The 24,664-nt window shown below is 68.5% G+C and carries 21 protein-coding genes and 1 riboswitch; of the genes, 11 read left to right on the top strand and 10 right to left on the bottom strand.

Annotated features, from left to right (window positions below; genetic code table 11):
* Positions 1-45 precede the first annotated feature (45 nt).
* Positions 46-1,728, top strand: coding sequence for a glucose-6-phosphate isomerase (gene pgi / locus JF543_RS13070; RefSeq protein WP_206824698.1), 1,683 nt, complete (start codon positions 46-48; stop codon positions 1,726-1,728).
* Positions 1,729-1,739: 11 nt separating this feature from the next.
* Here the strand turns inward: pgi and JF543_RS13065 are convergent, their stop codons facing one another.
* Positions 1,740-3,065 carry a cryptochrome/photolyase family protein gene (locus tag JF543_RS13065; protein WP_206824693.1) on the bottom strand — a complete coding sequence of 442 codons (1,326 nt, stop codon included), beginning with the start codon at positions 3,063-3,065 and terminating at the stop codon, positions 1,740-1,742.
* Positions 3,066-3,123: 58 nt separating this feature from the next.
* Between JF543_RS13065 and JF543_RS13060 the strand changes: the two genes are divergently transcribed.
* Entirely contained in the window at positions 3,124-3,621 is a 498-nt protein-coding gene (locus JF543_RS13060) for a hypothetical protein (protein WP_206824691.1), read from the top strand.
* Here JF543_RS13060 and JF543_RS13055 read toward each other — a convergent pair.
* The 4 genes from JF543_RS13055 to JF543_RS13040 all read right to left on the bottom strand — a co-directional run bounded on the left by JF543_RS13055 (position 3,596) and on the right by JF543_RS13040 (position 7,540).
* A complete protein-coding gene (locus tag JF543_RS13055; protein ID WP_206824841.1) occupies positions 3,596-4,624 on the bottom strand; it encodes a fatty acid desaturase family protein in 1,029 nt (342 codons plus the stop codon). The genes JF543_RS13060 and JF543_RS13055 overlap by 26 nt on opposite strands.
* Positions 4,625-4,815: 191 nt before the next feature.
* Positions 4,816-5,967, bottom strand: a complete 1,152-nt coding sequence (locus JF543_RS13050; protein WP_206824689.1) for a hypothetical protein — start codon at positions 5,965-5,967, stop codon at positions 4,816-4,818.
* 4 nt (positions 5,968-5,971) lie between these two features.
* On the bottom strand, positions 5,972-6,859 hold the full coding sequence (locus JF543_RS13045) for a cytochrome c biogenesis CcdA family protein (RefSeq protein ID WP_206824686.1): 888 nt from the start codon (positions 6,857-6,859) through the stop codon (positions 5,972-5,974).
* Positions 6,860-7,540, bottom strand: coding sequence for a DsbA family protein (locus JF543_RS13040; protein ID WP_347401165.1), 681 nt, complete (start codon positions 7,538-7,540; stop codon positions 6,860-6,862).
* 139 nt (positions 7,541-7,679) lie between these two features.
* On the opposite strand from JF543_RS13040, the gene JF543_RS13035 reads away from it, so the two are divergent.
* The 4 genes from JF543_RS13035 (at position 7,680) to thiC (ending at position 11,598) form a co-directional block, all read left to right on the top strand.
* Positions 7,680-8,270: a hypothetical protein gene (locus JF543_RS13035; protein WP_179410277.1), complete on the top strand. Its 591-nt coding sequence runs from the start codon at positions 7,680-7,682 to the stop codon at positions 8,268-8,270.
* Positions 8,267-8,656, top strand: coding sequence for a BlaI/MecI/CopY family transcriptional regulator (locus JF543_RS13030; RefSeq protein ID WP_206824682.1), 390 nt, complete (start codon positions 8,267-8,269; stop codon positions 8,654-8,656). The genes JF543_RS13035 and JF543_RS13030 overlap by 4 nt, the downstream gene beginning before the upstream one ends.
* Positions 8,653-9,642 (top strand): M56 family metallopeptidase, encoded by a 990-nt coding sequence (locus JF543_RS13025; protein ID WP_242519755.1) that lies wholly within the window; start codon positions 8,653-8,655, stop codon positions 9,640-9,642. Before JF543_RS13030 ends, JF543_RS13025 begins: the two co-directional genes overlap by 4 nt.
* Before the next feature lie 46 nt (positions 9,643-9,688).
* Positions 9,689-9,796, top strand: a riboswitch (TPP riboswitch).
* Entirely contained in the window at positions 9,793-11,598 is a 1,806-nt protein-coding gene (gene thiC, locus JF543_RS13020; protein WP_179410274.1) for a phosphomethylpyrimidine synthase ThiC, read from the top strand. It overlaps the preceding riboswitch by 4 nt.
* A gap of 33 nt (positions 11,599-11,631) precedes the next feature.
* Here the strand turns inward: thiC and JF543_RS13015 are convergent, their stop codons facing one another.
* The 4 genes from JF543_RS13015 to JF543_RS13000 all read right to left on the bottom strand — a co-directional run bounded on the left by JF543_RS13015 (position 11,632) and on the right by JF543_RS13000 (position 16,904).
* A complete protein-coding gene (locus tag JF543_RS13015) occupies positions 11,632-12,543 on the bottom strand; it encodes an ABC transporter permease (protein ID WP_206551656.1) in 912 nt (303 codons plus the stop codon).
* Positions 12,540-13,460, bottom strand: coding sequence for an ABC transporter permease (locus JF543_RS13010; RefSeq protein ID WP_206551655.1), 921 nt, complete (start codon positions 13,458-13,460; stop codon positions 12,540-12,542). The genes JF543_RS13015 and JF543_RS13010 overlap by 4 nt, the downstream gene beginning before the upstream one ends.
* Positions 13,461-13,522: 62 nt before the next feature.
* The gene (locus JF543_RS13005; RefSeq protein WP_206824680.1) at positions 13,523-15,127 is read right to left on the bottom strand and encodes a peptide ABC transporter substrate-binding protein; all 1,605 of its coding nucleotides are present in this window, start codon (positions 15,125-15,127) and stop codon (positions 13,523-13,525) included.
* Between the two features lie 64 nt (positions 15,128-15,191).
* Positions 15,192-16,904: a dipeptide ABC transporter ATP-binding protein gene (locus JF543_RS13000; RefSeq protein ID WP_206824678.1), complete on the bottom strand. Its 1,713-nt coding sequence runs from the start codon at positions 16,902-16,904 to the stop codon at positions 15,192-15,194.
* Between the two features lie 386 nt (positions 16,905-17,290).
* Here JF543_RS13000 and JF543_RS12995 point away from each other — a divergent pair, with 386 nt between their 5' ends.
* Genes JF543_RS12995 through JF543_RS12975 form a run of 5 tightly spaced genes read left to right on the top strand, consistent with a single transcriptional unit; the run spans position 17,291 to position 21,858 of the window.
* Positions 17,291-17,977, top strand: coding sequence for an RraA family protein (locus JF543_RS12995; protein ID WP_206824676.1), 687 nt, complete (start codon positions 17,291-17,293; stop codon positions 17,975-17,977).
* The gene (locus JF543_RS12990) at positions 17,970-18,803 is read left to right on the top strand and encodes a carbon-nitrogen hydrolase family protein (protein ID WP_206824674.1); all 834 of its coding nucleotides are present in this window, start codon (positions 17,970-17,972) and stop codon (positions 18,801-18,803) included. The genes JF543_RS12995 and JF543_RS12990 overlap by 8 nt, the downstream gene beginning before the upstream one ends.
* Positions 18,793-20,130 (top strand): aminotransferase class I/II-fold pyridoxal phosphate-dependent enzyme, encoded by a 1,338-nt coding sequence (locus tag JF543_RS12985; RefSeq protein ID WP_206551651.1) that lies wholly within the window; start codon positions 18,793-18,795, stop codon positions 20,128-20,130. Before JF543_RS12990 ends, JF543_RS12985 begins: the two co-directional genes overlap by 11 nt.
* Entirely contained in the window at positions 20,127-20,930 is an 804-nt protein-coding gene (locus JF543_RS12980; RefSeq protein WP_206824672.1) for an alpha/beta hydrolase family protein, read from the top strand. Before JF543_RS12985 ends, JF543_RS12980 begins: the two co-directional genes overlap by 4 nt.
* Position 20,931: 1 nt before the next feature.
* Complete coding sequence (locus tag JF543_RS12975; protein ID WP_206824670.1) at positions 20,932-21,858, top strand: proline iminopeptidase-family hydrolase; 927 nt, start codon at positions 20,932-20,934, stop codon at positions 21,856-21,858.
* A 15-nt stretch (positions 21,859-21,873) separates the two neighbouring features.
* Here the strand turns inward: JF543_RS12975 and JF543_RS12970 are convergent, their stop codons facing one another.
* Positions 21,874-24,420: an FG-GAP repeat domain-containing protein gene (locus tag JF543_RS12970; protein WP_206824669.1), complete on the bottom strand. Its 2,547-nt coding sequence runs from the start codon at positions 24,418-24,420 to the stop codon at positions 21,874-21,876.
* Positions 24,421-24,664 lie beyond the last annotated feature (244 nt).

Genomic DNA, 24,664 nt, shown 5'->3' with positions numbered 1-24,664 from the left:
GCAACACCGACGATGCGGCGTACGGCTGGCGCTAACGTGGGGAGCATGACAGCGCCGATCGACCCCGTCACCACTCCCGCCTGGGCCGACCTCGCGGCCCTCCGCGACGGCTTCTCACCCGACCTGCGCGGCTGGTTCGCCGACGACCCCGAGCGCGCCGAGCGGCTCTCGCTGCCGCTGGCCGACCTGCATGTCGACCTGTCGAAGAACCTCGTCACCGATGATGTGCTCGCCGCGCTCGTCGCCCTGGCCGAGCAGACCGGTGTCGCCGACCGCTACGCCGCGATGCTCACCGGCGCGCACATCAACACCAGTGAGGACCGCGCCGTGCTGCACACCGCACTGCGTCGGCCGGTCGGTGCGGAGCCGACCCTTGTCGTCGACGGCCAACAGATCGACCACGACGTGCATGAGGTGCTCGGTGCGTTGTCGGCGTTCGCCGACCGCGTGCGTTCGGGTCAGTGGCGGGGTGTGACCGGCAAGCGGGTGACGCATGTGGTCAACATCGGCATCGGCGGCTCCGACCTCGGCCCCGTCATGGTGTACGAGGCGCTCAAGCCCTACGCCAACGCGGGGATCGAGGCGCGCTTCGTGTCGAACATCGACCCGACCGACCTCGCCCAGAAAACCGCCGATCTCGACCCCGAGACCACGCTCTTCATCGTCGCCTCGAAGACGTTCACCACCCTCGAGACGCTGACCAACGCGCGCCTCGCGCGCGACTGGCTGTGGGCGGGACTGACAGCATCCGACGCGATCGACGGTAGCGACGAGAGCCGGACGGATGCTGTCGCGCACCACTTCGTCGCCGTGTCGACCGCACTCGACAAGGTCGCCGAGTTCGGTATCGACCCGGCCAACGCCTTCGGCTTCTGGGACTGGGTGGGCGGACGGTACTCGGTCGACTCGGCGATCGGACTGTCACTGGCGATCACGCTCGGCCCGGATGCGTTCGACGAACTGCTCGCGGGGTTCCACGCCGTCGACGAGCACGTGCGCACCACCCCGCTGGAGCGCAACGTACCGGTGCTGATGGGGCTGCTCAACATCTGGTACGTCAACTTCCTTGACGCGCAGACCCACGCCGTGCTGCCGTATGCGCAGCAGCTCAGCCGGTTCCCCGCGTACCTGCAGCAGCTGACGATGGAATCGAACGGCAAGTCGGTGCGCTGGGACGGCACCCCGGTGACCACCGATACGGGCGAGGTCTTCTGGGGCGAGCCCGGCACCAACGGCCAGCACGCCTTCTACCAGCTGATCCACCAGGGCACGCGGCTGATCCCCGCCGACTTCATCGCGTTCGTGAACCCCGCGTACCCGCTGAGCGACGACGGGCAGGACGTACACGCCCTGTTCCTGGCCAACTTCCTCGCGCAGACCAAGGCACTGGCGTTCGGCAAGACCGCCGCCGAGGTCGAGGCCGAGGGCACGACCGGGGCCCTGGTCGCCGCGCGCACGTTCGAGGGCAACCGGCCGACCACGTCGATCTTCGCCCCGGCGCTCACCCCGGCGGTGCTCGGTCAGCTGATCGCGTTGTACGAGCACATCACCTTCACGCAGGGGACGGTGTGGGGCATCAACTCGTTCGATCAGTGGGGTGTCGAGCTCGGCAAGCAGCTGGCGCTGCAGATCGCCCCGGCGATCGCGGGCGATACCGATGCCGTGGCCGCACAGGACCCGTCCACGCGCGCGCTGCTGGACTACTACCGCGCGCACCGCACGGCGTAGGACGCCCGGGCTCAGCCGCTGAGCGACTGGTAGGCGTCCAGGGCTCGCGCTCTGGACGCCTTCAGGTCGATGATCCGCAGCACGGCGTCACTGTCGGGCGCCCATCGCTGCACGTAGTGACCATCCGAATCGAACTTCTGCTGCTGCAGCTCGGGGTTGAAGATCCGAAAGTACGGTGCGGCGTCGGCGCCGCACCCGGCGACCCACTGCCAGTTGAACGGATTGCTCGCCTCATCGGCATCGACGAGGGTGTCCCAGAACCAGGCTTCTCCCACCCGCCAGTGGGTCATCAGGTTCTTCGTCAGCAGCGAGGCGGTCACCATCCGCGCCCGGTTGTGCATGAAGCCCGTCTGCCAGAGCTCGCGCATTCCGGCATCCACCAGGCCGAACCCGGTGCGCCCCTGCTGCCATGCGGCGACCTCGCCGTGCGAGTCGGTCACCCAGGGAAACGCGTCGAAGCGGCGGTTGAGGTTCCTCGCGTGCAACGGTCCGAAGTGGAACGCGGTGTGCTTTGCGAACTCGCGCCAGCCGAGTTCTGACAGGAACAGGCCGATGTCACCGGTCGCGTCCACCGCCGCATGCCACACCGAGCGCGGGCTGATCTCGCCCCAGCGCAGGTGGGGCGAGAGCTCCGAGCAGTTGTCCTCCGCGGGAAAGTCGCGAGCGCGGTAGCGTCCCGCACGATGCGACAGGAACTCGTCCAGCCGCCGCTGCGCCCCCGCCTCGCCCGGCGTCCAGCGCTCGGAAAGGCCTCCCGACCAGTCGGGTGATGTCGGCAGCAGCGCCCATTCGTCGAGCGCATCGCTGCGCGGCTGAGAAGGGGCGGGCGTCAGCTCTCGCGGAGCGGGCAGCGGGCCGGCTGGTTCCCGCTCGGCGGTGCAGGCGCGCCAGAAGGCCGAGTACACCCGGTAGGCCCCGCCATCCTGCGTGGCGACGGTGTGAGGTTCGAAGAGCAGGTCGCCGATGAAGGTGCGCACACGGATGCCGTCCGCACCGAGGGCCTCGACGAGGGCGGCGTCGTGATGCCGGCCCTGCCCGTAGCGACGGTTCCACAGCACGGTGCGCGCGCCGCTCTCGGCGACCACATCCGCCAGTACGCCCTCGGTCGCTCCCTGCCGCAGGATCAGCGGGACGCCGCGCTCGGCGAGCGCGTCGGCGAGCGCCCGCAGCGAGTGGTGCAGCCACCAGCGCGCCGCGCCGCCGTGGGCGCGGATGTGCTCGGAGGCGTCCTCGAGGATGTACAGGGCGACGATCGCATCGCCCGATTCGGCGGCCGCGTGCAGTGCCGGGTGGTCGGCGACTCTCAGATCGTCGCGGAACCAGACCAGGGTCGTCATCGCCCCATGCTATCGAGCGCTCCGACGACGGGGATCGCCGCTCGGCGACAATGAAGTCATGCGCATTCGTGTCGACACCGCTCTGGACTGCTCTGCCGATGCGGCGTGGGCTGCCGCGCATCGCCCGGCCGTTGCCGCGCGACTGTACGCGCCGCTGCTGCGCATGGTTCCGTTGGATGGCGCACCGCCCGAACGGTTCACCTCAGGAGACCGTGTGCGCGTCTCGTTGCGTCTGCTGGGCGCGATCCCCGTGGGTTCGCAGCTGATCGCCGTCGACGATCTGGTGCCGGCAGCGCCCGGCCGCCGCACCATGCGCGATTCCGGATGCCCGCTGTCGGGGCCGCTCGCGCTGCTGCGCACCTGGAATCACGAGATGACAGTCATCGACGCACCGGACGGGCGTGCCCGCTGGTGCGATGAGCTGCGGATCGGCGGAGCGTTCGCCGTGCCAATGGCGCCGGTGCTGTGGGTGATGTGGCGATGGCGCGTGGCACGGCTGAGGCGTCTCGCCCGCGGGTGGGACGACGAGCTCAGGAGGGACGGTACTGAGCCGTGATCGGGCAGTCGAAGGGATCGCGGGCTGCGAGGCCGACGGTGTTGAGGTAGCGGATGACGATGCCGTACGAACGCAGCACGGTCGTCTCGGTGTACGGCACGTCATTGGCCGAGCAGTAGTCGCGCACGATCTCGCGCGCCTTCGACAGATGCAGGCGCGACATGCTCGGGAACAGGTGGTGCTCGACCTGGTAGTTGAGACCGCCGAACAGCCATGTCGCCCACCAGCCGCCCGAGATGTTGCGCGAGGTGCGCACCTGCTTCGAGAAGAAGTCCAGGCGCGCGTCGCGGGCGATGATCGGCATGCCCTTGTGGTTGGGCGCGAACGAGGCCCCCATGTAGACGCCGAAGACCGCGACCATCACGCCGAAGAAGGCGAAGGCCATGCCGACGGGGAGCAACAGGAACAGCGGCACGAGCAGCACGGCGAACCGAACGGTGATGATGCTCAGCTCGAGCCAGCGCCCCTTGACAGGGCCTCGCGAGAACAGGTGCGCGAAGCTCAGCCTGTGCAGGTTGAGCCCCTCGAGCGTCAGCAGCGGGAAGAACAGCCAGCCCTGGCGCTGGGTGATCCACCGCACGACGCCGCGCGAGCGCGCCGCGTCGTCGTCGAGGAACGAGATCGTGTCGACCTCGATGTCAGGGTCGCTGCCGACCTTGTTCGGGTTGCCATGATGCCGGGTGTGCTTGGAGTCCCACCACGAGTAGCTCATGCCGACGATGCCGGCGAGGATGCGGGCGAGTCGGAAGTTCGCCGGTCCCGAACTGAGGATCTGCCGGTGCGCGGCCTCGTGCGCGAGGAACGCGACCTGTGTGAACAGGATGCCGAGTGCTGCCGCGATCAACAGTTGGAACCAGCTGTCGCCAAGCAGCAGGAACCCGGTGATCGCTCCGGCGAACGCCAGGGCGAGCGCCGCGGCGACGAGACTGTAGAACACCGGCGTGCGATGCAGCAGCCCGGTCTCTTTCACGACGTGCAGCACGTCCTTGTAGGCGCGCGCCATCGGCGGGAACTCGGCTGTGCCGGAGTAGGTTTGGCGGATGCGACCACGGATGGTCTCGGTCGTGTCGACCTGAGTGAGAGAGATGGTGTTCTCCTGCCGATCGGAGCCCTTGAGCCAGGAAGCCAAGGGCGGATGCCGATCGCTGGTCTCAGGCTACGCAGGGCGGTATACGCGATGCGGCATACGTTGTGTCAGCGCGCGATGATGAGCAGCGGTCGGTCGTGGTCGCCGACGACGCCGCTTCCCGACAGGGAGATCTGCCGCGGAATGACGGCGTCGGCGTCGAGCAGGGCCCGGCGCCGCCCCGACATCGTGTCGAGCACGCGGATGCCCTCGTCGGTGCGGACGTGCACCGCACCGTGTCCGGCGGAAACGAGCGCTGCGCCCTCATCGGCCGCGCGCGCCCAGAGCTGTTCCCCGGTCGGCGCGATGGCACGCAGCCCGTGCTCGAGCACGATGCGGACGCCCATCGACTCGTCGACGACGGTCGCCCGTGCCGTGCGCGAGAGTACGGTTCCTGTCTCGAGGTCCACAAGCACGGCGCCGTCGTCGGGGCCGCGCTCGTGCGCGCCGAGCAGCGCGGTGTCGCCGTCGATCACGAGGGCGGCTGACGCGGGCTGCAGGCCCTCGGGCAACCCGAGCTGTTCCCGCGGGATGGCCCAGAGCTCACGGTCGTCAGCCGTGCGCGCGATGACCCGGGTGCGATCGCCGAGCAGCACGATGCCACCGCGTTCGCCCAGGATCCTGACGCTCTCGTCGGACTCGTCGGCCAGCGTCGCGCCGGTTGCCGGGTCGATGGCCACTCGCGGCCCGCTGCGTCCCATCGCTTCTGGCGGGGGTGCGGCGAACACGAGCCCCGGACCGATGTGCGGCCCGGGCACGGCGACCGGCCCCCAAGCTTCCTCGCCGGTACGCAGGTCGTACGCCGAGATGCTCGATCCGGCGAACCCGTCTTCTGTGGCATCCACGTCCATCAGGATCGCGAGGGGGCGATCGGCTCCCCCAGAGACGACGAACGCTGAGCACAGCATCGGCCGCTCTGCTGTCCAGAGCACCGTTCCCCGGTCCGAGACGGCAGAGAACACGATCCTGTCCTGCTCGGCGCGCAGCGCCAGATAGATGCCGTCCTCCGCCTGCGGCGGGGCATCCCACCCGGGGTCGATCACCCGCATCCCCTCGAACGGCGGCGGCAGCACGAGCGGGGCACCCGGCAGTTCCGGCGCCGCCGTCCCCACCGGACGCGGCGCCGACTCGAGGCGCGAGGGTCCGAGCGGCGCAGCGCACGCGGTCGCTGCGACGATCAGGGCTCCGGCGGTGAGCGCAATGCTCAGGGGTCGGCGCACCTCGTCACCGCTTGCTGGTGCTCGGCACCGGTCGCGACGCGTCGGCGTCCCGCTCGTGTGCAGGCTCCGACCGTCGTCGATGGCGAAGCGCCCAGACGGTGAGCACGATGCCTGTCACCACGACGATCGCGATGACATCGACCCGCGGGTCGGCGAGCAACGCGCCGCGTTCCTGAATCCAGGACTGCACATCGGTGGGGATGAGCGCGGGCATCGCGACCAGACCGTTCGTCGTCCAGAACAGCACCCCGACCGCGACGATCATCGTGCCGGTGATCACCGACGTGGTGTGGAACTGCCGTCCGAGGATGGTGAACGAGCGCCCGCGCAGCATCCGCCGCGCACGGTCGCCCATCCGCTGCCAGAGCGCGGCGATGACCACCAGGGGCCCGACCATTCCCGCACCGTAGACAGCGAGCATCGCGCCGGCACCCCACGGGCTGCCCTGCGCGAGCGCCAGCGTGAGGATGGCGCCGAGAATCGGGCCTGCGCAGAACCCGGCGACCCCGCCGACCGCTCCCAGCAGAAGCGTGCGCAGGAAGCCCGTGCGCGTGGAGGCACCCCGCTGCATGCGGTCCATGCCCGGCACGATCCGGGCCAGGTCGAACCCGATGCCGAAGACCTGCATGAGGCCGAGGGCTACCAGCACGGCGGCGGTGATCGCGATGACCAGCCCGCGTTCTGAGATCAGCACCGAGCCGAGCGCCCCGAGCCCCAGCCCGAAAGGCACCAGTGTGAGGACGAGCCCGAGGTAGAACACGCCGCCGTGAGCCAGCAGTTGCAGCCGCGTACCGACGGTCGAGGCGAAGAACGCGGGAAGCAGCAGCGCGCTGCACGGGCTCAGCAGTGCCAGCATCCCACCCAACAGTGCCGTGACGAAGCCGATCTCCATCTATCGGTCCGCCTCGATCAGTGCGTTCTCGACGGCATCGATGAAGATGTCGGTCGGTTGCGCTCCGACGATCGGACGCCCGTCGAGAAGAAAACTCGGGGTGCCCGTCACACCGATGGTCCGCGCCTCGTGCGCCCGTTCGGCGACGATCTGCTTCACCTCGTCGGAGGCCATGTCCGACGAGAATCGATCGACATCGAGCCCCATCTGCTCCGCGAGGCCGGTGAGTGCCTCGATACTCAGTTCTGCCTCGGTGCGGATCTCGCCGTCGGGGTAGAGCGCGTCGTGGAAAGCCCAGTACTCGCCCTGGAGACCCGCGGCGCGGGCGGCAAGCGAGGCACGCTCGGACGGCGCCCCGTACATGTTGATGTCGCGCCACTCGATGCGCAGGTCGCCCGCGTCGGCGTACTCCATCATCCGCGGCAGCGTGCTCTGCGCCCACTTCGCGCAGAACGGGCACTGGTAGTCGGAATACACCACGAGGCCGACCGGGGCGTCGACCGGGCCGGCGGCCTGCACGTCGTCGGCGTCGCGGTACTCGAACTGCGTAAGGTCAGGCAGCCCGTCCGGCACCACCGTGATGCCGTCGGTGGCCGGTTCACCGGCATCCGACGCCGCGTCCGGTCGCATCTGCAGGATCACCAGCGCGATCAGGAGTCCAGCGATGAGCAGGATCCCCACCGGTGCGATCCAGCTGCGGATACCTCGTGCCGACTGTCGTGATCTCTGCGTATGCCCGCCCATCGGCCACCCTTCCTCTCGTCAACTATCCTGCATAGTCGACTATGCAGGATAGTAACCTATCGGGCATAGTAGAGACATGCACCGGAACCGTCGGCGAATCGCCGCTCTGCGAGAATCGCTCGCCCTCGCCTGGCAGGCACTGCGGTCGTGGAGCACGCGGCAGATCCTGATCGCGACGGCGTCGGCGGTCGCGGTCGCGATCGTGCTCGGAGTGGCCACCGTGCTCATTCCCAACGGACTGTTCACGCGCGAGATACCACCCGTCTGGTGGAACTATCCGGTCTGGCTGATCACCTCGGCCGTGACCGGCCTGCTGATCGGCACCTACGTCCAACCGCAGCGTTCGGCGGCCGATGTCGTAGCGCCCACCCCCGACGCATCGCACGAGGGTTCCGGGAGCGCCGCTTCATCGCGCGAGGAGCGCCGCACCGGTCGATTCGCGGTCGCAGGCGGCATGCTCGCCTGGTTCGCCGTCGGCTGCCCCGTCTGCAACAAGATCGCCCTGATCGCCCTGGGCTACACCGGCGCGCTCACATGGTTCGCTCCCGCTCAGCCCCTGCTGGCCGCGGCCGCCCTGATCCTCTCCACCGTCGCCGCCGTCTGGCGACTGCGCGGCCAGGTCGCCTGCCCGCTCCCCGCCCCACGTGCACAAGCGGTGACGGCATGAGCCCGGATCGGTCGGCGGCACAGCCGTGTGGGCCGTTGCGGCTCGGCGCGTTGGAGCAGCAGGTGATGGACGCGCTCTGGGATGACGGCCCGCTGTCGATCCGCGAGGTGATCACACGGCTCGGCGCCAAGCATGCCTACACGACCATCGCCACCGTGCTGGGCAACCTCGAGCGCAAGCAACTGGTGGTCCCCGAGCGGCGAGCGCGCGCGGTGACGTACACGGCCCGGTGCACGCGCGAGCTGCATGCTGCACGGCTCATGGAGCAGGCGCTCGACACCAGCCACGACAGGGACGCCGCGATCCTGCACTTCTTCGACGCGATCGACGAACGCGAACGCGATCTGCTGCGCGACTACCTCGCACGCAGAGAACCCGACCGATGACAGCGCTGCTCGTACCGGCTGTGCTGGCGGTCGCGCTGCTGACCACCGCCGTCGCGGGACCGCTCGTGATACGCGCGGCGGCACCGGCGCTCATGCGCGCACCGCGTGCCGCCGTCACGCTGCTGCTGGCGGTAGGCGCACTCTGGCTGGTGGCGGCCGCCGCCCTCAGCCTGCTGCTCGCGTGGGTGCTCAGCGGCCCCACCGTGCTGCCGAGCGGCATGGCCGGCGTGTGCCAACGGTGCCTGGACGCGTCGTCCCCCTTCCCCGCGGTCGACCTCGTCGACACCGTGGTCCCCGTCGCGCTGCTCATCGCGCTTCCTGTCGCGGGGGCGCTGGTTCTGGTGGCGACGGCGATCTTCCGCGGGGTGCGCAGACTCCGCGCGACACGGGCCACCGCGCGCGATATCGCCGCTCGCGCCGACTCTCGCATCGTCGGCGGCCACCGCGTGATGCTCACGCGCGACCTGCGCCCGACCGCGTTCTCACTGCCGCACCGACACGGCGGTATCGTCCTCTCCCGCGGGCTTCTCGAAGTCCTGCACCCCGATGAGCTCGCCGCGGTGATCGCTCACGAGCGCGAGCATGTGCACGGACGCCATCACCTCGCACTCGGCGTGCTCGAGACCGTGATCGCTCCTCTGCACCGGCTCCCGCTGATGTCCGCGATCCGCAATGCCGTGCCGCTGTACCTCGAGATCGCCGCCGACCGGGCCGCTTCGCGCCGAGCGGGCACCCCGGCCCTCGCCAGCGCACTGCTCAAACTCGGCGGCACGGTCGGCGCTCACGCTCCGACGCCCCATCGGGTCGTGCTGCATGCCGCAGGGCCCGATCGCATCGGGCACCTGGTCTCCCCCGCGCGCATCGGCGCGTCGCTCGTTCCCGCGATCGCGCTCGGCGCGGCGACCGCCGCGTTCGCCCTGATGGCCGTCGTGGTGCACGGACCATATCTGTCGGTCATCCTCACCGGCTGCCGTCTCGCGACCTGAGTGGCCGACCCGGATTTGCCCACCTTCGTCGTCCGTAGTACACATGGACTGTCCACACGGGTGCCCTGAGAAGGGCTGAGATCAAGCTGACGCGCTTGAGACCGTCGAACCTGATCCGGTTGATACCGGCGTAGGAAGTGAGAGAGTTCCGTGGTTGCACGCACCCCGAAATCCGAAGTCCCGTCCTCGGCATCCGCCGCCTCGACATCGGCGACGCCGCAGTCGAGTGAGCAGCATCCCGCCCACCGGCTCGCCTGGCTCGAAGACGCGACCCACGGGATCCGCGTTCCGGTCACCGAGATCCAGCAGAGTGATTCGCCCGACGGCTCGGCCAATCCCCCGCTGCAGGTGTACCGCACGATGGGTCCCGGCAGCATCCCCGAGGAGGGGCTCGCACCATGGCGGTCCGCCTGGATCGCCGAGCGCGGCGACACCGAGACGTACGCCGCCCGCGGGCACCGCCTCGAAGACGACGGCCGCACGGCCGTGCGCCGCGGCGCACCCTCGCAGCAATGGCAGGGGCGCACACCGGTACCGGTCCGTGCCAAGGCCGGCCACCGCGTGACGCAGATGCACTACGCCCGCCGGGGCATCATCACCCCCGAGATGCGGTTCGTCGCGCTGCGCGAACAGTGCGACGTCGAGCTGGTGCGCAGCGAGATCGCCGCGGGCCGCGCGATCATTCCCAACAACGTCAACCACCCCGAATCCGAGCCGATGATCGTCGGCAAGGCGTTCCTGGTCAAGGTCAACGCGAACATCGGCAACTCCGCCGTGACCAGCTCGATCAGCGAAGAGGTCGCGAAGCTCGAGTGGGCCGCGAAGTGGGGCGCCGACACTCTCATGGATCTGTCGACGGGCAACGACATCCACACCACGCGGGAGTGGATCATCCGCAACTCGCCGATCCCCATCGGCACCGTGCCGATCTACCAGGCCCTTGAGAAGGTGGACGGTGACGCGAACGCCCTCACCTGGGAGATCTACCGCGACACCGTGATCGAACAGTGCGAGCAGGGCGTCGACTACATGACCGTCCACGCCGGCGTGCTGCTGCGCTACGTGCCGATGACTGCCGAGCGCGTCACCGGCATCGTCTCGCGCGGCGGATCGATCATGGCCGGCTGGTGCCTCGCCCATCACCAGGAGAACTTCCTGTACACCCATTTCGATGAGCTGTGCGAGATCTTCGCGGCCTACGACGTAGCGTTCTCGCTCGGCGACGGCCTGCGCCCCGGCTCGATCGCCGACGCCAACGACGCCGCGCAGTTCGCCGAGCTCGACACGCTGGCCGAGCTCACGCAGCGGGCCTGGGAGTACGACGTGCAGGTCATGGTCGAGGGGCCCGGTCACGTGCCGCTGCACAAGATCCGCGAGAACGTCGAACGCCAGCAGGAACTGTGCCACGGCGCGCCGTTCTACACTCTCGGACCGCTGGCCACCGATATCGCCCCCGGCTACGACCACATCACCTCGGCGATCGGCGCAGCCGAGATCGCCCGCTACGGCACGGCGATGCTCTGCTACGTCACACCGAAGGAGCACCTCGGGCTTCCCAACCGCGATGACGTCAAGACCGGCGTGATCACGTACAAGATCGCCGCGCACACCGCCGACCTCGCCAAGGGGCATCCGGGGGCGACCGAACGCGATGATGCCTTGTCGAAGGCCCGATTCGAGTTCCGTTGGAACGACCAGTTCGCGCTCGGCCTCGATCCGGTCACGGCGCAGGAGTTCCACGATGAGACCCTGCCGGCCGAGCCGGCCAAGACCGCGCACTTCTGCTCGATGTGCGGACCCAAGTTCTGCTCGATGCGCATCTCGCAGGACATCCGCGACACGTACGGCAGCGCCGAGGCGCAGGCCGCGATCGCCGGAATGCAGGCCAAGAGTCAGGAGTTCCTCGCCGCGGGCGGCGAGGTCTACCTGCCCGACCCGGCGATGCGCACCGTCTGATCCCCGACGGGGTCCAGACGGTGCGCGGCCGCCTCAGGCGGCGCCGTGCGTCGTCTGGAACCCGGCCTGCCTGATCGACTCGCCCAGCAGCACGAACCCTGCCACGCACAGCGTCAGCGCGACCGCGGGAACGTAGAGCAGGTGCGGCGCCGAGGCGAAGTACGGTTCGGCCTGAGAGAGCTGAAGCCCCCACGAGAACGCCGGCGCCTGCAGTCCGATGCCGAGGTAGGTCAGGGTGGCCTCCGTGGCGATCACGGCGCCGACCTGCAGGGTGCCCAGCACGATCACCGGACCGATCGTGTTGGGCACGACGTGCGTGCCGAGGATCTTCCAGGTGGGCAGGCCGAGTGATTTCGCCGACGTGACGAAGCCACGGCCGGCGACCGAGATCGTCGAGGTGCGCATGACGCGCATCGCGGTCGGCCACGAGAACAGGATGAGCACGAGAGAGACCATCCACACGCTGCGCACCTCGACCGAGTTGAGCACCAGTACGGCTCCCAGCAGCAGCGGCACCGAGATGACCACTTCGGACAGACGCGAGAGCAGGGCGTCGAGCCAACCGCCGTAGTAGCCGGCGAGCACACCGAGAACGACCGCGATCAACGACGTGCCGAGGGTGACGACGGTGCCGACGATCACCGAGTTGCGGGCACCGTAGACCACGGTCGTGAACAGGTCGCAGCCCTGTACCGAGAAGCCGAGCGGATGCCCGGGCTCGGTGCCCGGACCGACGCGCGAGTTGCTCAGATCGCAGGCCGCAGGGTCGCCGTTGCCGAAGAGCCCGGCGATCGCCGCCGGCCACACGGCCATCACGACGAACGCGGCCACGAGCACTCCGCCGATCCAGAACTCGGGGTTGCGGCGCAGCTTGTGCCAGATGGTCGGCCGGGTCTCGGCCAGCGCGATCACGGCCGTGGAGTCGGGAGAGGTGGTGAGTGTCATGGCGCGATCCTGGGGTCGAGGAGTTTGTGAGCGATGTCGACGAGGATGTTCATCACGAGCACGACGAGCACGCCCGCGGTGACAATGCCGACCACGACCGAACCCTGCTGGGTGTTGATCGCGGTGAACAGCGCGCGTCCGATCCCGGGCAGGTTGAAGATGCCCTCAACCACGACCGCGCCGCCCAGCAGTGCCCCCAGGTCGACTCCCAGATAGGTGACGACGGGCACCAGGGCGTTGCGGAACACGTGGCGGCCGCTGAGTCGCAGCGGGCTGATGCCCCGCGCCTTCGCGGTGCGCACGTAGTCGGCCGAGACGGTCTCGAGCAGGCTGGTGCGCATCAGCCGCGCGATCGGACCGACACCGAGCATGGCGATGCAGAACGCGGGCAACAGGTAAGCCAGGGGCCAGCCCGCCGAGACGCCGGCCACGGGGAACCATCCCAGTGACAGGCCGAACCATTGCTGCAGGAAGAAGGCCAGCACGAAGGTGGGGATGGCGAGCGCGAGGATCGCCACCGACGTCGCCATGCGGTCGGCGATGCCGCCGGGTCGCAGCGCGGCCACGATGCCGAGCGTCACGCCGATGATCAGCTCGAGCACCCATGCGGTGAGGGCGAGCTGGATTGTCACGGGCCAGGCGTGGGCGAAGATGTCGCTGACGTTCTCGCCGGTGACGGTGGTGCCGAAGTCTCCCTGCAGCAGCCCGGTGATGTAGTACCAGTACTGCACGAGCACCGGTTGGTCGAGGTGGTAGCGCGCCTCGAGGTTGCGCACGACCGTCTCGCTGAGCTCGGCGTCTCCCGCCAGCGCTCCGAGGGGGTCGCCGGGCAGTGCGAACACCGCGAGGAAGACGAGCAGCGAGGTGCCGAAGAAGACCACGACTCCCTGCAGGAGTCGGGTGAACAAGTACGTCATGAGGAGGATCCCTTTCGGGGCCGGGTGGGGCCCGCCGAGGTCGTCGGCGGGCCCCAACGGGGTCAGTTCACCGCGACCTGCGAGAACTCGCCCTTGTTGAAGGCGTCGGGCTCGTATGCCTGAGCGCGTTCCGAGACGACGTACGTGCTCGGGTAGGTCCACAGCAGAATCGAGGGCATGTCGTCGATGACCAGGTCCTTCGCTTCGTTGTAGAGCGCCTTCTGCTCTTCGACGTCTCCGGTAGCGGCCGCCTGCTGCAGCAGGGCGTCGAATGCGTCGTTGTGATAGAACGAGCCGTTCACGCTTCCGCTCGACGAGTAGGACGGTCCGAGCGTGTCGATCGGCGACGGGTGACCGGCCGGTGCGCCCAGGGTGACGGGCGACTGCACCTCGCGGCTCTTGATGCCGGGCCACGTGTTCTCGGAGGCGACCTGATCGAGCTTGACCTCGACGCCGAAGACGTCGCTCCACTGTCGGGCGATGGCCTCTGCCCAGATCTCACGACCGGTGCCGGTCACCGAGGCGATGCGCAGCTCTCCGGGGATGCCACCGGCCTCGTCCCAGAGTTGCTTGGCGCGCTCGGGGTCGTACTGGCACAGCTCTCCGCAGGCGTCGTCGCGGTAGCCGACGCTAACCGGGATGTCGACGTCGGTGGCGACGTGCGCCTCGCCGTCGAGCAGCGAGGTGATGATGGCGTCGCGGTCGATGGCCAGCGACAGTGCCTTCCTGATCTGCGGGTCGTCGTAGCCCGGCAGGTAGGTCGGCAGGCTGAGGTAGTTGCGCCAGTCGTCGACGGCGGCCCGGCGCACGAGGTCGGGGTAGGACGCCTCGGCGGTCGGGATGTCGGCCGGGTTCAGCGAGACGATGTCGACCGAACCGGCTTCGTAGTCGGTGTAGGCGATGTCGTTGCCGGTGTAGACCTGGAACACCACGCCGCCGTTGAGCACGTCGCCGCCGGCGTAATCGTCGTAGCGCTCGGTGATGATCTCGGCGCCGCCGGTCCACGGCTCGGTCACCCGGTAGGCGCCGTTTCCGATCGGCTGCTTCGCGAAGCCCTCGGGGTCATCGAGCGCTGCCTGCGGGATCGGCGAGTAGTACGACTTGGCGAGCAGGAACGGGAACTGGCTGTCGGGTTCGACGAGCTCGACGGTCAGCTGCAGCGGGCCGTCGACCGTGACGCCCGCCAACACCTCCGCCGTGGGCTCGCCTTCGGCGGGGGCGACGGCGTCGTATCCCACGATGTTGGCGAACTGCTTGGCCTGTACCCAGGCGTTCTCGGGCGCGACGGCGGCGTTCCATCCTCGCGCGAATGCTTCGGCGTCGACGGCTTCGCCGTTGTGGAAGGTCCAGCCGTCCTTGAGGGTGATCTTCCACACTCGCTGGTCGTCGGACTCGATCGTCTCGGCCACGAGGTTCTGGGGCTGCCCCGAGACCGGGTCGAAGGCGACGAGACCGTCGAACACCGCGCCGACGACAGTGTTGGCGAACAGCCCGGTGCTGTTGCCGGGGATGAGGCTGGTCGGCTTCTGGATGCCGACGCGCAGCACCGCGTCGCCGTCGGCGGCGTCGGCGGAGCTCTGCGACGGGGTGCATCCCGTGGCGATCAGCGAGATCGAGAGGGCCGCGGCAATGAGGCCCCCTCGTCGGAGGGAGGAGAGTCGAGACATGGGTGTGCTCGTCCTTTCGGGTGGGTGGTGGTGAGGGGTGAGGGAAAAGCGGGAGAGGATGGCGCTACGCGCCGACGGCGTCGCGGAACAGCGCGCGTCCGGGGATCGCATCGATCAGTTCTCGGGTGTACGGATGCTGCGGATCACCGAGAACGTCGGCAGTGGCGCCGTGCTCGACGACCGCTCCTCTGCGCATGACGAGCAGGTCGTGGGAGATCTCGGCGATCACGCTCAGGTCGTGCGAGATGAACAGGTAGGAGACGCCGAGTTCGCGCTGCGCCTCGGTGAGCACGTCGAGGATCTGCGCCTGCACCAGCACGTCGAGCGCCGAGACGGGTTCGTCGCACACGACGAGTTCGGGTGACGGGGCGAGCGCGCGGGCGATCGCGACGCGCTGGCGTTGCCCTCCCGAGAGCTCACTGGCCGTGCGGTATCGCACCGTGCGGGGCAGTTGCACCAGGTCGAGCAGTTCCAGGACGCGCGCATCGCGTTCGGCCGGCGTTCCGATGGCGAACGCGTCGAGTGGCTCGCGCAGGCTGCGTTCGATCGAGAACAACGGGTCGAGTGATGCGTAGGGGTCTTGGAAGATGGACTGCACCGCGCGACGGAAGCCCTTCATCTGCCGTTTCGACAGCGAGCCGGTGTCACGTCCCTGAAAGACGATGGCCCCGCTGGTCGGGCGCAGCAGCTGCAGCACCATCTGCGCGGTGGTGCTCTTGCCAGATCCTGATTCCCCGGCGATCGCGAGCGTGCGACCGGCGGGGATGGAGAAGGACACGTCCTCGACCGCGGTGAAGGGTGGGCGACGGTTCTTGCCCCAGCCGCGAGCCGGATACACCTTTGACAGTCCGTCGACGCGGAGCGCCGGGGCCGTGTCCGTCGACGGCTGCGCGGTCGCGTTGCCGCGCGGCGCTGCGGATGCCCGTTCTCCGTCGCCGAAGCGACTGGCCACGGCGAACGGAGCCGCGGCGACGAGCGCCTTCGTGTACTCGGCCTGCGGCGCGAACAGCACGTCTCGCGAGGCCCCCTGCTCGACGATGCGCCCGTGGTGCATCACGATCACGCGGTCGGCCCGTTCGGCGGCGAGCCCCAGATCGTGCGTGATCAGCAGCACCGCGGTGCCCGACTCGGCGGTGAGCTCGGCGAGGTTGTCGAGGATCACCCGCTGCACCGTCACATCGAGCGCCGAGGTCGGCTCGTCGGCGATCAGCACGGTGGGTGCGTTGACGACACCGGCCGCGATGAGCGCACGCTGACGCATGCCGCCCGAGAACTGATGCGGATAGAGACGGTAGCGTTCCCGCGCGTCATCGAGGCCGGCCCTGCCGAGCGCATCGATCGCGCGCTCGCGGTAGACCGCGGTTGTGGCGTCGCGGGTCACGCTGGCCGCTTCGGCCACCTGGTTGCCGACGCGCATGACGGGGTTGAGGTTCGACATCGGGTCCTGCGGAACGTACGCGAGCGCGGTGCCGCGCAGCGGACGGATCTCGCTCTCGTCGGCGCCGAGGATCTCGCGCCCCTGCAGGACGACGCTGCCCGAGGTGCGGGCGTTGCGCGGAAGCAGGCCGAGCACGGCGTTGATGACGGTCGTCTTGCCCGAGCCGGATTCGCCGACGATGGCGACGGTTTCGCCCGCCCGAAGGCGGAAGTCGACGGCGCTCACGACCTCGCGGTCGCCGTACGAGACGGCGAGGTCGACGACGTCGAGAACCGTCTGCCCGTCCGTGTGTTCGCGGTGCGGGTCTCCTGATGGCGGGGTGGTCCATTGGGGGGACATGGATGCTCCTCGATGAGCTGAGTGAGGAGCTTGGGCGCCGGGTTCAGCATAGGGAAATCGTCCCGGTGCATGTCAAACACGAAACGCGCGAAATCAGCACTGCCTGCGCACCGACAGCATCCGACCCCCTCAGCGAAAACCCCTTTGATCTGCGCTTCTTTTCGCAACTTTTGTTCACGAACATAAATCTTTGTTATTCGACAAACCGCGTTCCTATGCTGGGAACCAGTCAGCATCAGATCCCTTGAGCTTGGGCGCTCAGATCGATACCGACGAGTTCCCCTGAACGGATCACGCTCCCCGCGGGCACCTCCAGGCGAAGTCGACATGCAGAGAGGCACGACATCCGTGATGCGCAGTACCCCCAGTACCCCCGGGAGCAAGTCATGACCCGCGGGGCACGCTTCTTCCGTACCGGAGCGATGGCACCCCGCCTCGACGAGCAGCTGGTCGACCGGCTGCGTGCGTCGTCGACCGCGACGCTCGGCCATCTGACCGATCTCGGCTTCGTACGCGGACTGACCGCCATCGCCCCGATCCGGTCGTCTTTCGTCGGAAGCGCGCTCACCGTGCGCATCCCCCATGCCGATTCCACGGCCGTGCACCATGCCCTGGGCCTGGCGCAGCCGGGCGACGTGCTCGTCATCGATCAGTCCGGCGATGACGCGCGCTCATCCTTCGGCGGTACGCTCGCCGGCATCGCGGCCGATGCGGGCGTCGTCGCCGCGATCAGCAACGGCCGTACCAACGACATCGACGAGATCGCCGAGCTCGGCTTCCCGCTGTTCTCGCGCGGCGCGACTCCGCTGACGACGCGGCTCCACGGGTTCGAGGGCCGCATCAACGACCCCGTGAGCGTCGGCGGTGTCGCCGTGCTGCCCGGTGATGTCGTCTTCGGCGACGCCGATGGTGTCTGTGTGATTCCGCGCACGGACGCGCAGCGGATCCTGCAGACCCTCGAAGAGCTCGATGCCGACCCCGTGATCCTGGGTCTGCGCGATGCCGTGCGTGCGGGCACTCCGCTCGGTTCGATCACCGGCGCGAGCGCCCTGTACAAGGCGAACCATGGGTGAGCGTCTGCGGGTCGGCGCCGTCCAGCTGCACTCCCCGCTCTCGCCCGCCGAATGCGCCGTGCAGTGCGGTGAGTGGATCGCCGCGGCACGCAAGGCCGCTCTGGATCTTCTGGTGCTGCCCGAGTCGGCGTCCAGCCGCACGGACGACCCTGCCGAGACACCAGTCGCCGAACCGCTCGACGGTCCGTTCGTGCAGTCGTTGATCGCGGCGCTCGACGGCAGCGGTCTGACAGTGATCGCCGGGATCACCGAGTCGGCCGGCGATCGCCCGTTCAACACGGTCGTGGTCGTCGATGCCACGGGCATCCGCGCGGTCTATCGAAAACTCCACCTCTACGACGCGGCCGGCATGCGCGAATCCGATGCGATCCGCCCGGGCGAGCACGCTCCCCCGGTGATCGACGTCGGCGGCTTCGGCGTCGGCGTGATGACCTGCTACGACATCCGCTTTCCCGAGACGGCGCGCGCGCTGGCCCTGCAGGGGGCCGACGTTCTCGCCGTGCCGACGTCGTGGGTGCGCGGGCCTTTGAAAGAGGCGCACTGGAGCACGTTCTGCGCAGCGCGCGCCCTGGAGTCGACCTGCTTCGTGATCGGGGCGGGTCAGACCGGCGGCACTCGGATCGGATGCTCGATGATCGTGGCGCCGGACGGCACGACGATGGCCTCGGCCGGGGTCGAGCAGACGCTGCTGGTCACCGAATTCGATCGCGCCCGGGTGGATGCTGCCCGCACGGCGTTCCCGCTGCTCGCGCAGCGTCGATTCGACCTCGATCTCGTACCTCGTTCGCCCGAGCTCGTCACCGGGGTCCGCCGCCATGACGGGTAACGGTGCGATGCCGGCCTGGGCCCGGCGCGATGTCTTCCCCGATGTGACGCCCCGCGGCATAGCATCGTCGATCGCGACGTCCATCCGCGATGATGTCATCGCCCCCGGCGAAGCCCTGCCCACGGTGCGCGACCTCGCGGCCGAGCTGCGGGTGAGTCCCTCGACGATCTCTGCGGCCTGGGGTCTGCTCAAGCGGCGCGGTCTGATCGCCGGTACGGGCAAGTCCGGAGTGCGGGTCACGAGCGCGAGCGGTCAGGTGCGCCGACTCGAGCTGATGTCGACGGTGCCGGGCACACGCGATCTGCGTCTGTTGCATCCGGACGTCTCGCTGCTGCCGGCCCTGGACCAGGCCTTGATCGGGGCCGCGCAGCAACCGAATCTCAACGAGTACTACGACTCCCCGATCCTGCCCGAGCTCGAAACGGCCATCGCCCCGACGTGGCCGGTGCGCTCCCATCGCTTCGCCGTGGCGAACGGCGGCGCCGACGCGATCTGGGCGGTGCTGCACGCACACTCGGTCCCGGGTGACCGTGTCGTCGTCGAGATGCCCACGCAGCCGCAGCTGATCAGCCTGATGGTCGATCTCGGGCTGAGCATCGTGCCGGTGCCGTACGGGCCCGACGGTCTCGACGAGCGTGCGCTGCGCGATGCGCTGCAGACGCTGCCCGCCGCAGTGTTCCTGCAACCGCGTTCACAGGCGCCGACCGGGCGTTCGATGACGCGCGAGAACCGCGACCGCATCGTCTCGCACATGAGCGGACGCCACCAGCCCCTGGTGATCGAATACGACGACCTCGGGCCGCTCTCGCGCCGCGAGTACTGGTCGACGGCCGAGCTGCGCCCCGCGCACACGGTCGTCATCCGCTCGTACGAGAAGTCGTACGGTCCCGACCTGCGCCTGGCGGTCATCGGCGGACCCGACGAGGTCATCCAGCGCGCGCACGCCGAGATCCGCCTCACCCGGCAGTGGACCTCGCGTATTCTGCAGTCGGCCCTGCTGTGGATGCTGCGCGACGGCGCCACAGAACAGCAGGTGCAACGCGCGCGCGCCGAGTACGGGGCGCGTCTCGACGCCTTCACCGAGGCATTGCGCGCGCGAGGTGTCGATGTCGACTCCGACGACGGGTTCTGCGCATGGGTGCCCGTGCACGACGAAGGGCGCACGATCGAGGCGCTCGCGCTGCAGGGCGTGGTCGCACTGCGCGGCGAGTCGTCCTGGTCGGCCCCCAACCCGCCGCACGTGCGCATCGCCACGTCACGCCTCCCGGTCGAGGACGCCGACGCGATCGCCGATGCGCTGGTGCGCACCGGTGAGGTGACGCGATGAGGTTCGGAACCGGCACCGCACTCGTGAAGGACCCGCGGTTCAGCTGGTGGAGCGCCGTGCCGGAGTCACCCTGTGGGGCGGTTGCGGTGCTCATCCATGGCAGTGATCGCGATCCGGTCGGCATGCGCCGGGAGTTCCTCGACTGGGCGGAGCGCACCGGCACTGCGCTGCTGGCACCGCTGTTCCCCGCCGGCGTGCCCGATGCGGGCGACGCGAACGGGTACAAGCAGCTGCGGTCGGGTGACACGCACTTCGATGACGTTCTGCAGTGGACGCTCGACGCCTTCATCGAACGGGAGCTGTTGGACGTCGACCGGCTCGAGCTGTTCGGGTTCTCGGGTGGCGCGCAGTTCGCCCATCGTCTGGCTCTCGTGCATCCGTCGGATTGGTCGGCGGCGGCGTTCGCGGCCCCCGGAAACGTGACCCTGCTGGGTTCCGAGCATGCCTGGTGGCCGGGCGTGGGCGACTTCGCCGCGGTGTTCGGGCGTGAGCGCGATCACGCCCGGCTCCAGGCGTTGCCCGTGCACGTCTTGGTCGGCGCGGACGACGACGGCTCCGGCGTCATCCACGTCGGCGAGCATGAGTCCCGCTGGCGGGCCGGAGCCAACGACGCCGGCCGCACGCGCGTCGACCGCGCCCGCCACCTGGCACAGAACTGGCACGACCACGGCGTGCCGGCGACGTTCGAGATCGTCGCCGGTGCCGCACACGAGCTTGCGCCTCTCGCGCCCCGGGCACAGGCGTTCTTCGACCGCGTCCGCCGGGCGGACGGCTTCTCCGACGCCCGGGAAGGGAACTGACATGACTACTCATACCGCCGCAGACGTCGAGATCACCGAAGGACGCTTCTCGTGGCATGCCGGCAGCACGTACTACCGCGTCGCCCGCCCCTCCGGCGGGTCGCCCGATGCGGACGGCTCGGCTGTGCCGTTGCTCGCCGTGCACGGCGGACCGGGCTGCACGCACGACTACCTGCTGAGCCTCGACGACCTCGCCGGGCAGCGCACCGTCGTGTACTACGACCAACTGGGCAGCGGGCGCTCGACGCATCTTCCCGGTGCGCCGAGTGACTTCTGGACCGTTGACCTCTTCTTGGAAGAACTCGAGCTGTTGCTGCGCCACCTCGGCATCACCGAGTACGACCTGCTGGGTCAGTCGTGGGGCGGAATGCTGGGATCAGAGCATGCCGTTCGGCGCCCGCGCGGACTGCGGCGCCTGATCATCGCCGACTCCCCCGCGTCGATGCCGCAGTGGCGTGCGGCAGCCGTCGAGCTTCGCAATGCGCTCCCGGGTTCGGCGGGCGAGGTCATCGCCCGGCACGAGGCGGCGGGCGACTTCACGTCAGCGGAGTACGCCGCAGCATCCGATGTGTTCTACGCGCACCACGTGTGCCGGATCTCTCCGCTGCCCGGTCCGGTACAGCGCACATTCGATCTGCTGGCCGAGGATCCGACGGTGTATCACGCGATGAACGGCCCGAGCGAGTTCATGGTCATCGGCTCGCTCCGCGAGTGGTCGGTGATCGACCGCCTCGATCGCATCGACGTGCCCACCCTCGTCATCAACGGCGCGTACGACGAGGCGACGGATGCTGTCGTGCACCCGTTCGTCGAGTTCATCCCCCAGGCCGAATGGGTGCGGTTCGACCAGTCAAGCCACATGCCCCACTGGGAGGAGCGGAACGAGTTCATGCGGGTCGTCAGCGCATTCCTCGACCGGGACGAGTGAGTCTGAGCGTGTCTCCTAGCGTGACCCGTACGCGTCGCGCAGTTCGAAGAGCTCGGTGCAGACCCGCTCCGGGTAGTCGCTCGGCGGTGAGGAGTCCGGAACCGATAGCGAGCACGAGTACTGCCATCCGTTCAAGCCGGCGGCGACATCGAACGCGGAGACGCCAAGGTTGCACCCTTCGTCCCACTTCCGGGTGAGACAGGACTGGCTCGGCTCGTCGAGCATCTGGTCCATGAGGTATTTCGGCGCGGCGTTCACGCCGTAGATCTGTCCATCGCTCGATGTCAGAACCACGGGGCCGGGAAGGACGTCTGATCGGGTGCTGCAGGCGACTCCGACAGGTGACGGGCAGGCGAGGTCGGTGAGCCCATACGAGAAGCCGGGGAGGCAGGTCTGGCCGGTGTCGCAGGATGCGATGACCCACCCACCACAGCTCACGTTCAGCAGGACATCGCAGGGTGCAGGCATCGACGGTGTCAGCGACTGCCACAGCCAGGTGCTGTAGGCGCGGTCTGCGGCGAGTCTCGTAGGACCTGACGCACTGGCATCGGGGATCGTCCACACCTCCTTCTTGTACGTTTCCCCCACCGCTTGCAGGAGTCCGTAGTCAGATGCGATCTGGGCGGCGACCTTCTCGTTCGTATCCTGCGCGGTCTGGCGCCACTTGCCCAGCCAGTTCGAATCACCGGTGAATTTCTCGAGGTCTCCGGAGAACGTCGACGCGCCGTCGTTCAACGACATTCCGTACGACACCGCCGCGTCGATGATTCCGAACGCCACCATTGCCGCTTCCTCACCCCCCGGCGCCAGGTTGGACGCGGCGTCGGCGATCCCCGCGATCAATTGCACACCGTCGGCGACAATCGCATGAGAGGTCTTGTCGTAGGCGTCATCGGTTGCGGCCTTCCACAGATGCTTGGCCGTCGTGTTCGTGGCCTCGTCGGCGAATGTGTCCTGAATGATCGAGTAGTTCGCTTCGCGCATCTGAGCCACCCAATACACCCAGGTCAGCTCGAGCGTGAGCTGCGCCCTGACGTCGTCCCACACCGCCGGCGGGATGCCCGCCGCTGGCGCTTTGGGCAGGTTCTTCTTGAGCTGGTAAGCGGATGCTGAGCTGAGGGTTCCGTAGAGGCTGCGGATGTCGCAGGGCTCTCCGGCGCCCGGACACGACTGCGGTGTGGCGTCCTGGCTGAGTTCCTCGTAGGCGGTCTGGGCGTTCCCCGACCAGGTCGGCCACGTCGCCGAAGGCGACCCCCACGACCCTGCCTTCGCATCGAACCGGTACGTCTGAATGCCGGTCGGGCCGCGGCCGATCAGTTCGGCGCGCGTCGCACCCTGGGCACCGGGAGACCCGTTCGGCATGTACCCGTCGACATCAGCGACCTGAATCGTCGCGTACTGACTCGCGTTGTTCCATCCCAGCGCATTGGTGAATCCCGGTCCCGCCACGTCTTGTTCGTTCACCCAGGCCGCTTTGCCCTGACTCTTCTGCTGCGAGCAGTTCTTGACGGCTGGTTGCAGGCCCCACACCGTCATCCCCGACCCGTGTCTTCCGATGACTTCTTCGCGGCCATCACCGTCGACATCCGCCGCCTGGATGGTGGCGTAATTGTCGTGCGTCGTCCAGCCGTTCGCGTTGCTGAACGCATCGAGGATGCCGCATGCCGACCACTCCACGGTGATTCCGCCGTTCTTCGCGTACACGAGAGAGAGGGCATAGGCCTCGATTCCCGCGTTTGCTCGACCGAACACCTCCAGATCGCCGTCGCCGTCCAGATCCGCGGTCTGGATCGTCTCGTAGTGCTCAGGAGCGGTCCAGCCCTCCGCGTTCGTGAACGGTGCATCCGCGATATCGAGTGCTTGCCACTTGCCGCCCACGAGGCTCCACACCTCCAGACCGTCGCGCCCACGACCGAAGATCACAGAGCTGCCGGTATCGAAGAGGTCCGCCGCCTGGATCGTTGTGTAGTACTCCCGGGAGGACCAGCCGTCGGAGTCGGTGAATCCGGCGAAACCCGAATTGCTCCATCGGGTGCCGTCGAAGCTCAGGATCTCGACGCCCGTGGGGCTACGCCCGAAGATCTCGGCACTACCATCGCCGTCGAGGTCGGCCGCCTGAATCGTCTCGTAGCTGCTTGCCTGTCCCCAGATGTCGTCGTTCTGCCCATCGGGAAAGTTCACAAGATCGAGCTCATGCCATCCGGAGCCCGTTCCGGGGCCCGCGGGGATGTACTCGGCGACCTGGATGCCGTTCGGTGCCCGGCTGAAGATCTCTTCCTTGCCGTCGCCGGTGATGTCGCCGGTGCCGATCGTGCGGAAGAACTCCTTCCGTTGCCAGCCCTTCGCATCCGTCCAGGCGATCTCGCAGTCATCACCGAGGCAGGGCGGCACCAACGGGAGCCATTGGCCCGATGTGACGTCGAAGTCCCATGCCTCGAGTCCGGGGGACGACCGGCCCACAAGCTCGTGATCCCCGTCGCCGTCGAGGTCAGCGGTCTGGATCGTCTCGTAGTCCTCCGATGACCCCCATCCCCCGTCCGCCCACGTCGGCTGCGCGTACACCGGTTGCTCCGCGTTCGATGAGGTCGCGCCCGGATCCGAGGGCTTCGCCGTCGAGACTCCGGGTGGTGGGGATGCGGGCTGCACCGCTGCCGCTGGGGGCGCCGCCGCTCCTGCTACTACCAAGCCCGATACGACAAGAACGCCGACTCTACGCAACACGCGGCACCTCCGTTGGTCCCGTCACTCACCCCAGATGCGCATGCACGTATTCGGCAGCGCTCGACTACCCACAGAAAAGATGGCG

The sequence above is a fragment of the Microbacterium esteraromaticum genome, from assembly GCF_017303215.1.
GTDB classification, from domain to species: Bacteria; Actinomycetota; Actinomycetes; order Actinomycetales; family Microbacteriaceae; genus Microbacterium; species Microbacterium esteraromaticum_C.
This window is presented reverse-complemented; position numbering and strand designations above follow the sequence as displayed.

Coding starts and splice junctions, on each gene's coding strand:
- pgi (WP_206824698.1), top strand. CDS start 46: ATGACAGCGCCGATCGACCCCGTCACCACTCCCGCCTGGGCCGACCTC.
- JF543_RS12985 (WP_206551651.1), top strand. CDS start 18,793: ATGACGGGTAACGGTGCGATGCCGGCCTGGGCCCGGCGCGATGTCTTC.
- JF543_RS12990 (WP_206824674.1), top strand. CDS start 17,970: ATGGGTGAGCGTCTGCGGGTCGGCGCCGTCCAGCTGCACTCCCCGCTC.
- JF543_RS13055 (WP_206824841.1), bottom strand. CDS start 4,624: ATGGCGCGCGCCTACAAGGACGTGCTGCACGTCGTGAAAGAGACCGGG.
- JF543_RS12980 (WP_206824672.1), top strand. CDS start 20,127: ATGAGGTTCGGAACCGGCACCGCACTCGTGAAGGACCCGCGGTTCAGC.
- JF543_RS13035 (WP_179410277.1), top strand. CDS start 7,680: ATGCACCGGAACCGTCGGCGAATCGCCGCTCTGCGAGAATCGCTCGCC.
- JF543_RS13015 (WP_206551656.1), bottom strand. CDS start 12,543: ATGACACTCACCACCTCTCCCGACTCCACGGCCGTGATCGCGCTGGCC.
- JF543_RS13025 (WP_242519755.1), top strand. CDS start 8,653: ATGACAGCGCTGCTCGTACCGGCTGTGCTGGCGGTCGCGCTGCTGACC.
- JF543_RS13065 (WP_206824693.1), bottom strand. CDS start 3,065: ATGACGACCCTGGTCTGGTTCCGCGACGATCTGAGAGTCGCCGACCAC.
- JF543_RS13000 (WP_206824678.1), bottom strand. CDS start 16,904: ATGTCCCCCCAATGGACCACCCCGCCATCAGGAGACCCGCACCGCGAA.
- JF543_RS13005 (WP_206824680.1), bottom strand. CDS start 15,127: ATGTCTCGACTCTCCTCCCTCCGACGAGGGGGCCTCATTGCCGCGGCC.
- JF543_RS13030 (WP_206824682.1), top strand. CDS start 8,267: ATGAGCCCGGATCGGTCGGCGGCACAGCCGTGTGGGCCGTTGCGGCTC.
- JF543_RS13060 (WP_206824691.1), top strand. CDS start 3,124: ATGCGCATTCGTGTCGACACCGCTCTGGACTGCTCTGCCGATGCGGCG.
- JF543_RS12995 (WP_206824676.1), top strand. CDS start 17,291: ATGACCCGCGGGGCACGCTTCTTCCGTACCGGAGCGATGGCACCCCGC.
- JF543_RS12975 (WP_206824670.1), top strand. CDS start 20,932: ATGACTACTCATACCGCCGCAGACGTCGAGATCACCGAAGGACGCTTC.
- JF543_RS13010 (WP_206551655.1), bottom strand. CDS start 13,460: ATGACGTACTTGTTCACCCGACTCCTGCAGGGAGTCGTGGTCTTCTTC.
- JF543_RS13045 (WP_206824686.1), bottom strand. CDS start 6,859: ATGGAGATCGGCTTCGTCACGGCACTGTTGGGTGGGATGCTGGCACTG.